Consider the following 10,827-nt stretch of genomic DNA (forward strand, 5'->3'; position numbering starts at 1 on the left):
CCCTCCCCGGCCCCGCCGGCGCCGGTGGCCCGCGCCGCAGGCTGCGCATCGGCATCGGCGGCATGGCGATCGAGTCCAGCGAGTTCTGCCCCCACCGCTCCTCCTACGAGGACTTCCGCGTCACCCGCGGCGCGGACCTGCTCGCCCGCTACACCTGGACGCGCCCCGACGACGCGATGGCGCCCCTGGTGGAGTGGGTGCCGCTGGTCCACGCGGTGGCCCTGCCGGGCGGGCCCGTGGTGCGGGAGACCTTCGAGCGCATCCGCGACGAGCTCACCGACCGCATCCGCGACGCCGCCCCGCTGGACGGTCTCGTCTACGACATCCACGGCGCCATGAGCGTCGTCGGGCTCACCGACGCCGAGGCCGAGCTGACCGCCGCCGTCCGCGAGGCGGCCGGACCCGACGCGCTGCTCTCCGCTGCGATGGACCTGCACGGCAACGTCTCCCACGACTTCGCCCGCCACCTCGACCTGCTGACCGCGCACCGGCTCGCCCCGCACGAGGACGCCTGGGAGACCCGCGAGCGCGCCGCCCGCAAACTCGTCGAGCGCCTGGCCACCGGCGCGGGCCGGCCGCACCGCGCCTGGGTCCAGGTGCCCGTCCTGCTGCCCGGCGAGAAGACCAGCACCCGGCTGGAGCCCGCGAAGTCGCTCTACGGCTCACTCGCCGGCATCGAGGCGATGGACGGGATCTGCGACGCCGCGGTCTGGGTGGGCTACGCGTGGGCGGACGAGCCGCGCTGCCGGGCCGCCGTCGTCGTCACCGGGGACGACGCCGACCTGGCGCTGGAGCAGGCCGGGAGCCTGGCCCGGCGCTACTGGGAGGCGCGGCACGACTTCACCTTCGTCGGACCCACCGGACAGGCGGACGAGTGCGTCGCCGCGGCGGTGGCCTCCACCGCGCGCCCCTTCCTCATCAGCGACTCCGGTGACAACCCGACAGCCGGCGGCGCCGGTGACCTGGCGTACATGCTGGGGAGGCTGCTCGCCAACGAGGACCTGGCGTCGGGCCGCGTCACCGCCCTGCATCCGGGCATCCACGACCCCGCCGCCGTGGCCGCCTGCTTCGCCGCGGGCACCGGCGCCGAGGTGGCGCTGAAGGTCGGCGGGCACGTGAGCGCGGGCAGCGGAGCCCACGCCGAGCCCTGCGAACTGAGCGGACGGGTCGTCTCGTTGCAGACGCTCGGCGGGGTGCGGGCCGCAGCCGTGCGCCGCGGCGGCGTCACCGCCGTCCTCACCGAGCGCCGCACCCCGTTCCACACCAGGGCGGACTTCGGCGAACTCGACCCGCGCGCGTACGACCTCGTCGTCGTCAAGATCGGCTACCTGGAGCCGGAGCTGTACGACATGGCCGCGGACTGGCTCCTCGCCCTGACCCCCGGCGGCGTGGACCAGGACCTGCTCCGGCTCGGCCACCACCACGTGGCCCGCCCGCTGTACCCGTTCGACGACGAGGGGTTCGAGGATCCGGAGACGGCGCCGGTGCTGTTGTGAGACGCAGCCGTGACACCCTGCCCAGGGCCCCGGGCCCGCGGCACCCGTTAGCCTGTGGGAACTGTCCCGCCCGGACGTGACGACCGGGCACAAGGACAGCCGGAAGGCGGCCGCATGGCCCGCAGCACGCACCACCACGGGATGGGGGACGGTCGTTCAGGTATGCCCAGGGAATTGCAGCGCGGCCACAAGGCCAAGATCAGTGATCTGACGGCGGGCACCGATCTGTACGTGGGCGTGCAGATCGCCGGCGGGGGACTCTCCTTCGACATCAGCTGTTTCGGGCTGGACGAGCAGGAGCAGCTCTCCGACGACCGCTACTTCATCTTCTTCAACCAGCCCAAGTCGCCCGAGGAGTCGCTCCAACTGCTCGGCGCGCAGGCCGGGGACACCGAGTCCTTCCGGGTCACCCTGGAGCACATACCCCAGCAGGTGCAGCGGCTCTCCTTCACGGCGGCGCTCGACGGCGCGGGGCAGATGTCGCAGGTCGGGCCCGGGTACATCCGCATCGTCGCGGGCGGCGAGGAAGTGGCACGGTACGCCTTCGACGGCTCGGAGTTCAGCACCGAGCGGGCGGTGATGCTGGGAGACATCTACCGCAAGAACGACATCTGGCGGTTCGCCGCGATCGGCCAGGGCTTCGACGGCGGGCTGGACGCGCTGCTGAAGAACTTCGGCGGTGAGGTCGCCGAGGAGCAGGGGCAGGGGCAGCAGGCCGCCCCTGACCAGGGTGTGCCCGGTTTCGCGCCGCCCGGGGGCGGCGCTGCGGCACCGCAGCAGCCCGCGCCCGGCTTCGCGCCGCCGCCCGGAGCGGCCCCGCAGTCACCCCAGGCGCCGGCTCCGCAGCAGCCGCAGCCCGCACAGCAGCAGCCTCCGGCGCCCCAGGCTCCGGCCCCGGCACAGCAGCAGGCACCGCAGGCGCCACACCCGTCGGCCCCGGCCCCGGCCCCGGCACAGCCTCAGCCGCAGGCCGCCCAGCAGCCCCCGGCGCCCCAGCAGCCRCAGGCTCCGCAGCCGCCGACGCCGGACGTGCACGGCGCGCCCACCGTGGTCGCTCCCTCGCCCTTCCAGCCGCAGCACGGCAGCCAGGCACCGCCTCCGCCGCAGCAGCCCGGGCCGCCGCCCGGAGGGCAGCAGTACGGCGGCGCCCCCGGCATGCCCCAGGCCCCGCAAGCGCCCCAGGCCCCTCAGGCTCCCCAGCAGTACGGAGCCCCGCAGGCGCCTGTGCAGCCGGGGCCGCCCGGCCCGCCCGGACCGCCCGGAGGCCAGCAGCTGTCCAACCCGTTCGCCCCGCAGCAGCCGCCGGGCGCCGGCGGCTTCGGCGGCGGCCAGGCACCGCAGATCCCGCAGGGCCCGGCCGCCGGCATCGGCGCGGCGCTCCAGAAGTTCCACGAGGTGCCGACCGGTCAGCGCTGGACGCTGCAGAACCCGTCCCTCGTCCGCGCCGACATCGGCGTCGACGGCCAGCCCGTGCTCGCCAAGCAGGGCAGCATGGTGCTCTACCAGGGCAAGGTCGACTTCTCCTACAAGGGCGCGGGATTCACCGGGCGCGTGGTCGGCAACGCGACCGGCCAGGAGATGCAACTGATGCGGTGCAGTGGCCGCGGCCAGGTCTTCTTCGCCGAGAACGCGGCACACGTGCACCCGGTGGAGCTCCAGGGCGACTCGCTCTGCGTCTCCGCCGAGAACGTGCTCGCCTTCGACGAGTCGCTGCACCACGAGGTGCGCCGGATCGAGGGCCACGGCATCCCCGGCGGCGCGCTGTTCACCATGCAGTTCACCGGCACCGGGACCGTCGTCGTCAAGACGCAGGGCACACCCGTCGTCCTGCCGGTCACGCCCACGACGTTCGCCGACGCGCAGGCCGTGGTGGCCTGGTCCGCGGCGGCCCAGGTGATCATTTCCAGCCAGGTGCGGCTACGCCGCAACGCCTATCCGGGGCACAGCGGGGAGACCGTGAACCTCCAGTTCCGGGGCGCGCCCGGCAACTTCATCGTCGTCCAGCCGTACGAGGTCTGAGGGGGAGCCCGTCATGAACCAGCCAGCAGCACTCGCGGGCTTCGCGCCCGCCCCCGTGGCGGCCAGGATGCAGAACCACGGCGCCCAGATGGTGAAGGTCGCCATGCAGTCGGGCCAGGACCTGTTCGCGCGTCCCGGCTCGATGGTCGCCTACGAGGGCTTCGTCCAGTACGAGGCCAATCCGCCCGCCGTCCGCCAGATGGCGTCCCAGTGGCTGACCGGCGAGCAGAACCCGCTGATGCTCTGCCGCGGCGACGGCCTGCTCTACCTGGCCGACTACGGCGCCGACGTGGTCTGCCTCAACCTCAACGAGGAGTCGCTGTCGGTCAACGGCACCAACCTCCTCGCCTTCGACGCCCACCTCCAGTGGGGCGTCGAGCGGGTCAAGGGGCTGGCCAAGTTCGCCGGTCAGGGTCTGTTCAACGTAGGGGTCCGCGGCACGGGATGGGTCGCTTTGACCTCGCGCGGCACGCCCGTCGTCGTCGACTGCGGGCGCGGCGAGGACGAGACGTACGTCGACCCGGACGCGCTCGTGGCCTGGTCCAGCGGCCTGAAGATGAAGGGCAAGCGCAGCATGAAGGCGAGCGCTCTCATCGGCCGCGGCAGCGGTGAGGCCTACCAGATCGCCTTCTCGGGCCAGGGCTTCGTCGTCGTCCAGCCGAACGAGGACAGCACGGACCGCATCCGGATCCGGGGCTGAGGGGGAAGGAGAACAGCCGTGCAGAGCTCACTCTTCGGCTACGCCGAGATCCAGACCGAGGACCGGTACGCCGTGCAGAACCCGCAGCTGCTGCGGGTCCAGCTGACCGGGCACGACGACGTGCTGGCCCGCCAGGGCGCCATGGTCGCCTACCAGGGGCTGCTGGAGTTCGACGCCGAGTACCGGGGCGGCGGCGGGCGCCGCAGCCCGGCCCGCGAACAGCTTCCGCTGATGCGCTGCTCCGGTCAGGGCACGGTGTTCCTGGCCAACCTGGCGCAGTACGTCCACGTGGTCGACGTCGACCACGACGGCCTCACCGTGGACGCCGCCTACGTCCTGGCCATGGACTCCACGCTCCACCACGAGATCATCTCCGTGGACAGCCAGTTCGGCATCTCGGGCACCGGCGCCTACAACCTCAACATCACGGGCTCCGGCAGGGTCGCGCTGATGACCTCGGGCCAGCCGCTGCTGCTGAACGTCACCCCGGACACCTACGTCAACGCCGACTCCGACGCGGTCGTCGCCTGGTCCAGCGGCCTGCGCGTCCAGATGCAGGCCCAGACCTCCTCGCAGGGGGTCTGGCGCCGCCGCGGCAGCACCGGCGAGGGCTGGGAGCTCTCCTTCCTGGGCCAGGGCTACGCGCTCGTCCAGCCCAGCGAGCTCCTGCCGCCGCAGGGCGCCGAGATCGGCGGCGGGCTGCGCGCCCAGTACGGCATGGGCGCGCAGGGTGCCCACGGCCAGAACCAGGGCAACATCTTCACCAACCGGTAGACCGGTGCCGGTGGCACCGGCGCCACCACGACGGCTGCCCTCGCCACCCGGCGAGGGCAGCCGTCGTCGCGTCCGCAGCCCGCCGGCCCCGGAACGCCCCCCCGGCCCCGGAACGAACCCGGTCCTTCCGGTCGCCGCACCGCGAAGTGGGCCGCACACATCCGCCGGGGGTAGCGTGCTTCTTGCGGAACGGCCGAGCGGTGTGGGAGGCGACGGGCTTTGACGCAGGCGGACGCGGAGCTGGCCACACGGCTGGCGGACATGGCACGGGACCTGCTGGCGCAGACCTCGGTGGACAAGACGCTCGACCGCATCGTGGCGCACGCGGTGGAGCTGGTGGACGGCTGCCAGGACGCGGGCGTGCTGGTGGTCGAGGGCGGCAAACGGGTGCGCACCCTGGCCGCCAACAGTGACCTGGTGCACACCTCCGACGCGCTGCAGGAGGAGGTCGGCGAGGGCCCCTGTTTCGACGCGGCACGGACCGCGCACGAGGTCTACCGGATCGAGGACGTCACCCGCGAGGAGGAGCGCTGGGCCCGGTACGTGCCGCGCGCCCGGGAACTGGGTGTCGGCAGCATCATGGGCTTCTGCCTGTACACCGAGGACGACAACCTCGGGGCGCTGAACATGTACTCGCCAGATCCCGGCGCTTTCACCGAGCGCTCCGAGCACATCGGCTGGCTGCTGGCCTCCCACGCGGCCGTCGCCTTCTCCAGCGCCCGCAGCCACGCGCAACTGGAGACGGCCATGGCCTCCCGGCACGACATCGGCGCGGCCATGGGCATTCTCATGGAGCGGTACTCCATACCCGCCCAGCAGGCGTTCACCGTCCTGAAGGAGAGCTCACAGACGCAGAACGTGAAACTGCGCGAGATCGCCCGCACGGTCGCCGAGACGGGAGAGATCCCCGGCGCGATGGACAGCTGACCTCTCGACCGAGCCGCGGTCGCAGCCGCCGAGAGGGCCGACGGCATAATCGGCCCCATGGCGCTCACTCCTTCGAACCTCCGTACCCTCGGTGACGGCCTCTACCTGTGGAACCCTCCGCGACGCGGTTGGGGACTGGCCAACTGCGGGCTGGTCGCCGGCGCGTCGGAAGGCCTGTGGATCGACACGCCCTACGACCGGCCGATGGCCGAGGCGTTCCTCGCCGCGTCCCAGAGGGTCCTGGGCGACGCCCGGATCGGGCGCATAGCCGTCACGCACGCCAACGGCGACCACCTGTGGGGCGCCGACGTGCTGCCCGGCGCCGAGGTGATCGCGACGCGTGAGGCGCGCCACCACCTCGAGATCGAACCGACCCCGCAGCAACTGCGCGGCCTGATCGAGGCGGCGGGCGACTCGCCCCTGGGCTCCTACCTCGCCCGGCACTTCGGCCACTTCGACTGGTCGGCCACCCGGGTCGTGGCGCCCACCACGGTGTTCGAGGGCGAACTGGAGCTGACCGTCGGCACGCACCCTGTCGTGCTGACCAGCCTGCCGCCCGCGCACACCGCGGGGGACATGACGGTCCACCTGCCCGAGCACGGCGTGGTCTTCACCGGCGACATCGTCTTCGGTACGACCCCCGAGTCGCCCGGCGACCACGCGATCCACTGGGCGGGGCCGCTCGCCAACGTCATCGACGCGTGCGAGCAGGTGCTGGCCACCGGCGCCGAGACCATCGTCCCCGGTCACGGCCCCGTGCTGGACCCCGGCGGCCTGCGCGCCCACATCGACTACCTCGGTCACCTCCGCGAGCGCGCGCACACCCTGCACGCGCGGGGCGTCTCCGCACTCGACGCGGCCCGCAAGGTGGCCGACGAGGCCCGCCGGCCCGAACTCGCCCTGACGGAACGCCTGGTCGTGACCATCGGTTCGGAATACCGCCACCTGGACGGCACACCGCCGCGCCCCCTCACCGAGGTCATGGTGGACGTGGCGGCGTTCGCGGCGGAGCGCGCCTGACACACGGGACCTGTACGGGGCCCCGGGCGGCGCACCTGCCGGGAGGTCCGGGTTCCGGCGCCGCAGCACCGGCACGGCGAGGCCCCGGGCTCCAAGCCGCCCCGCCACAGCAAGGACCAGACCCGAGACCGCCCGGCCACAGCAAGGGCCCGGCGGTCACCGACCGCCGGGCCCTCGTGCGACCGTGGCGCGGCGCCCCCCGCGGGGCGCCGCCGGCGTCGCGGCGTGGAGGTCAGCCCTCCACGCCGAGCCGCTCCAGGATCATCTGGCGGGCGCGGCCGGCGTCCGCCTGGCCGCGCGTCGCCTTCATGACGGCGCCCACCAGGGCGCCGGCGGCCTGGACCTTGCCACCGCGGATCTTCTCGGCGACGTCCGGGTTGCCCGCGATCGCCTCGTCCACGGCGGCGCCGAGCGCCCCCTCGTCGGAGACGACGGCCAGGCCGCGCTTGTCGACGACCTCGTCCGGGGTGCCCTCACCCGCCAGCACGCCCTCGATGGTCTGCCGGGCCAGCTTGTCGTTGAGCGAGCCCTCGGCGACCAGCGCGCAGATCCGGGCGACCTGCTCGGGCGTGATGGGCAGGGCGGTCAGCTCGACGCCGTCCTCGTTGGCGCGGCGCGCCAGCTCGCCCATCCACCACTTGCGGGCCTGGTCGGCGGGCGCGCCCGCGTCCACGGTGGCGACGATCGGGTCCACCGCACCGGCGTTGAGGACCGACTGCATCTCGTGCTCGGAGATGCCCCACTCCTCGCGCAGTCGCATCCGGCGCACCCGCGGCAGCTCGGGCAGCGTGCCGCGCAGTTCCTCGACCCACTCGCGCGAGGGCGCGACGGGCACCAGGTCGGGCTCGGGGAAGTAGCGGTAGTCCTCCGCCTCCTCCTTGACCCGGCCCGAGGTGGTGGAGCCGTCCTCCTCGTGGAAGTGGCGGGTCTCCTGGATGATGGTGCCGCCGGACGAGAGCACGGCGGCGTGCCGCTGGATCTCGAACCTGGCCGCACGCTCGACGCTGCGCAGCGAGTTGACGTTCTTCGTCTCGCTGCGGGTGCCGAACTTCTCGACGCCCTTGGGGCGCAGCGAGAGGTTGACGTCGCAGCGCATCTGGCCCATCTCCATGCGGGCGTCGGAGACACCCAGCGCCTTGATCAGCTCGCGCAGCTCGGCGACGTAGGCCTTGGCGACCTCGGGGGCGCGTTCACCGGCGCCCTGGATGGGCTTGGTGACGATCTCGATGAGCGGGATGCCGGCCCTGTTGTAGTCGAGCAGCGAGTGCGAGGCGCCGTGGATGCGCCCGGTGGCCCCGCCCACGTGGGTGGACTTGCCGGTGTCCTCCTCCATGTGGGCGCGCTCGATCTCGACGCGGAAGACCTCGCCGTCCTCCAGCTGGACGTCCAGATAGCCGTCGAAGGCGATCGGCTCGTCGTACTGGGAGGTCTGGAAGTTCTTCGGCATGTCCGGATAGAAGTAGTTCTTCCGGGCGAAGCGGCACCAGTCGGCGATGGAGCAGTTCAGCGCGAGGCCGATGCGGATGGCCGACTCGACGCCGGTCCTGTTGACGACGGGCAGCGCGCCGGGCAGGCCGAGACAGGTGGGGCACACCTGGCTGTTCGCCTCGGCGCCCAGCTCGGTCGAGCAGCCGCAGAACATCTTGGTCCTGGTGCCGAGCTCGACGTGGACCTCGAGGCCCATGACGGGGTCGTAGGAGGCCAGCGCCTCGTCGTACGACACCAGTTCGGTGACGGTCACGGAAAACTTAACCTTTCTTGCCCGCGTCAGTCGTCGAGGATGTCGTCGACGTCGAGGCGGCGCAGCTCACGCACGAGCAGCACGACGCCGGTGACGATGCCGGCCGCGGAGACCGCCACGTCGATGAGCTGCAGCGTGTCCCCCTCCTTCTTCGCCTCCTTGGCGCGCTTGACGGTGCCGGGGACACCGATGAGCGACGTGGCGATGGAGAAGTACAGCCCGGTCCTGGACTTCTTGAAACCCTTGGCCTTCTCAAGCTTCGAACTCACAGCGACGGTGCCTCCTCTAGCAGCGGGTGACCCCAACGTGCCTGGTAGGCGGCCTCCACGGCCGCACCGACACGGTAGAGCCTGTCATCGGCCATGGCGGGGGCGATGATCTGCAGCCCCACGGGCAGCCCGTCCTCCGGCGCGAGACCGCACGGGATCGACATGGCGGAGTTGCCCGCCAGGTTGGACGGGATGGTGCACAGGTCGGCGAGGTACATCGCCATCGGGTCGTCGGCGCGCTCCCCGATCGGGAAGGCGGTGGTCGGCGTGGTCGGCGAGACCACGACGTCCACCTGCTCGAACGCCTTCTCGAAGTCCCGCGTGATCAGCGTGCGGACCTTCTGCGCCGACCCGTAGTACGCGTCGTAGTAGCCGGAGCTGAGCGCGTAGGTGCCCAGCATCACGCGCCGCTTGACCTCGTCACCGAAGCCCGCCTCGCGGGTCAGCGCGGTGACCTCCTCCGCCGAGTGCGTACCGTCGTCGCCGGTGCGCATCCCGTACCGCATGGCGTCGAACCGGGCCAGGTTCGAGGAGCACTCCGACGGCGCGATCAGGTAGTAGGCCGCCAGCGCCTTGGTGAACGACGGGCAGGACAGCTCCACCACCTCGGCGCCGAGCTCACGCAGCAACGCGACCGCCTCGTCGAACCGCTGCATCACCCCGGCCTGGTAGCCCTCGCCGCGGAACTCCTTGACGACGCCGACCCGCAGGCCCTTCACCTCGCCGTTCCGCGCGGCCTCCACCACGTCCGGGACCGGCTGCGCGATGGACGTCGAGTCCTTCTCGTCGTGGCCCGCGATCACGCTGTGCAGCAGCGCCGCGTCCAGCACCGTACGGGCGCACGGGCCGCCCTGGTCGAGCGACGAGGAGAAGGCGACCATGCCGTAGCGGGAGACGCCGCCGTAGGTCGGCTTCACACCGACCGTCCCGGTCACGGCCGCCGGCTGGCGGATGGAGCCACCGGTGTCCGTACCGATCGCCAGCGGCGCCTCGTACGCCGCGAGCGAGGCGGCCGAGCCGCCACCGGACCCACCCGGGATACGGGTCAGGTCCCACGGGTTGCCCGTCGGCCCGTAGGCGCTGTTCTCCGTCGAGGACCCCATGGCGAACTCGTCCATGTTGGTCTTGCCGATGATCACGACATCGGCGTCCTTGAGCCGCTTGGTGACCGTCGCGTCGTACGGCGGCACCCAGCCCTGGAGGATCTTCGACCCCGCGGTCGTCGGCACACCCTCGGTGGTGAACAGGTCCTTCAGCGCCAGCGGCACACCCGCCAGCGGGCCCAGCTTCTCGCCGCGCTCCCGCTTGGCGTCCACCTCGCGGGCCTGCGCCAGCGCGCCCTCCCTGTCCACGTGGAGGAACGCGTTGACCTTCTCGTCCACGGCCTCGATCCGGGCCAGGTGCGCCTCGGTCACCTCGAGGGCGGTCAGCTCGCCACGCGCGATCCTCGCCGCCAGCTCGGCGGCGGTCAGCTTGATCAGTTCACCGGCCATCCCGGTCACTCCTCCCCCAGGATCTGCGGCACCTTGAAACGCTGCTGCTCCTGCGCAGGCGCTCCGGAAAGCGCCTGCTGCGGGGTCAGCGACGGACGGACCTCGTCCTGCCGCATGACGTTCGTCAGCGGGAGCGGGTGGGAGGTCGGCGGTACGGCGGCGTCGTCGGCGACTTCGGAGACGGCGGCTACCGCGCCGATGATGTCGTCGAGCTGACCGGCGAAGTGATCGAGCTCTTCGTCCTTCAGCTCCAGACGCGCCAGCTTCGCGAGGTGGGCGACCTCCTCGCGTGAGATGCCAGGCATGCGGCGGTCCTCTTGATGGGTGAGTTGCGGATTGTCCGCCCCAATCCTATGGGGCCCGCGCCCCTGCCGGTTCCCTCCCCGGC

10 protein-coding genes are annotated in these 10,827 nt (G+C 72.2%); 6 read left to right on the forward strand and 4 right to left on the reverse strand.

Annotated elements, in window-relative coordinates; all coding sequences use genetic code 11:
- Positions 1-62: 62 nt before the first annotated feature.
- The 6 genes from AB8Z75_RS23750 (at position 63) to AB8Z75_RS23775 (ending at position 6,936) form a co-directional block, all read left to right on the forward strand.
- Complete coding sequence (locus tag AB8Z75_RS23750; protein ID WP_369205234.1) at positions 63-1,496, forward strand: M81 family metallopeptidase; 1,434 nt, start codon at positions 63-65, stop codon at positions 1,494-1,496.
- A 162-nt stretch (positions 1,497-1,658) separates the two neighbouring features.
- Positions 1,659-3,515 carry a TerD family protein gene (locus AB8Z75_RS23755; RefSeq protein ID WP_369205221.1) on the forward strand — a complete coding sequence of 619 codons (1,857 nt, stop codon included), beginning with the start codon at positions 1,659-1,661 and terminating at the stop codon, positions 3,513-3,515.
- A 13-nt stretch (positions 3,516-3,528) separates the two neighbouring features.
- Entirely contained in the window at positions 3,529-4,215 is a 687-nt protein-coding gene (locus AB8Z75_RS23760; protein WP_369205223.1) for an AIM24 family protein, read from the forward strand.
- Between the two features lie 18 nt (positions 4,216-4,233).
- Positions 4,234-4,989, forward strand: a complete 756-nt coding sequence (locus AB8Z75_RS23765; RefSeq protein WP_369205225.1) for an AIM24 family protein — start codon at positions 4,234-4,236, stop codon at positions 4,987-4,989.
- 261 nt (positions 4,990-5,250) lie between these two features.
- Positions 5,251-5,916 (forward strand): GAF and ANTAR domain-containing protein, encoded by a 666-nt coding sequence (locus AB8Z75_RS23770; protein ID WP_369205236.1) that lies wholly within the window; start codon positions 5,251-5,253, stop codon positions 5,914-5,916.
- A gap of 57 nt (positions 5,917-5,973) precedes the next feature.
- Positions 5,974-6,936 carry an MBL fold metallo-hydrolase gene (locus AB8Z75_RS23775; RefSeq protein WP_369205227.1) on the forward strand — a complete coding sequence of 321 codons (963 nt, stop codon included), beginning with the start codon at positions 5,974-5,976 and terminating at the stop codon, positions 6,934-6,936.
- A 232-nt stretch (positions 6,937-7,168) separates the two neighbouring features.
- Here AB8Z75_RS23775 and gatB read toward each other — a convergent pair whose 3' ends face one another.
- From gatB to gatC, 4 genes are read right to left on the reverse strand one after another with little or no spacing between them, the layout of a single operon-like run.
- Entirely contained in the window at positions 7,169-8,677 is a 1,509-nt protein-coding gene (gene gatB / locus AB8Z75_RS23780; protein WP_369205228.1) for an Asp-tRNA(Asn)/Glu-tRNA(Gln) amidotransferase subunit GatB, read from the reverse strand.
- Positions 8,678-8,703: 26 nt separating this feature from the next.
- The gene (locus AB8Z75_RS23785; RefSeq protein WP_114024073.1) at positions 8,704-8,946 is read right to left on the reverse strand and encodes a hypothetical protein; all 243 of its coding nucleotides are present in this window, start codon (positions 8,944-8,946) and stop codon (positions 8,704-8,706) included.
- Complete coding sequence (gene gatA, locus AB8Z75_RS23790) at positions 8,943-10,439, reverse strand: Asp-tRNA(Asn)/Glu-tRNA(Gln) amidotransferase subunit GatA (protein ID WP_369205230.1); 1,497 nt, start codon at positions 10,437-10,439, stop codon at positions 8,943-8,945. Before gatA ends, AB8Z75_RS23785 begins: the two co-directional genes overlap by 4 nt.
- Before the next feature lie 5 nt (positions 10,440-10,444).
- Entirely contained in the window at positions 10,445-10,744 is a 300-nt protein-coding gene (gatC, locus tag AB8Z75_RS23795; protein ID WP_369205232.1) for an Asp-tRNA(Asn)/Glu-tRNA(Gln) amidotransferase subunit GatC, read from the reverse strand.
- Positions 10,745-10,827: the final 83 nt, after the last annotated feature.

Origin of the sequence: Streptomyces sp. PU-14G (assembly GCF_041028275.1) — a bacterium.
GTDB lineage: Bacteria > Actinomycetota > Actinomycetes > Streptomycetales > Streptomycetaceae > Streptomyces.

Bases quoted from the DNA above. Each gene is read 5' to 3' on its own strand.
- AB8Z75_RS23750 (WP_369205234.1), top strand. From the start codon at position 63: ATGGCGATCGAGTCCAGCGAGTTCTGCCCCCACCGCTCCTCCTACGAG.
- AB8Z75_RS23760 (WP_369205223.1), top strand. From the start codon at position 3,529: ATGAACCAGCCAGCAGCACTCGCGGGCTTCGCGCCCGCCCCCGTGGCG.
- AB8Z75_RS23770 (WP_369205236.1), top strand. From the start codon at position 5,251: ATGGCACGGGACCTGCTGGCGCAGACCTCGGTGGACAAGACGCTCGAC.
- AB8Z75_RS23775 (WP_369205227.1), top strand. From the start codon at position 5,974: ATGGCGCTCACTCCTTCGAACCTCCGTACCCTCGGTGACGGCCTCTAC.
- gatA (WP_369205230.1), bottom strand. From the start codon at position 10,439: ATGGCCGGTGAACTGATCAAGCTGACCGCCGCCGAGCTGGCGGCGAGG.
- gatC (WP_369205232.1), bottom strand. From the start codon at position 10,744: ATGCCTGGCATCTCACGCGAGGAGGTCGCCCACCTCGCGAAGCTGGCG.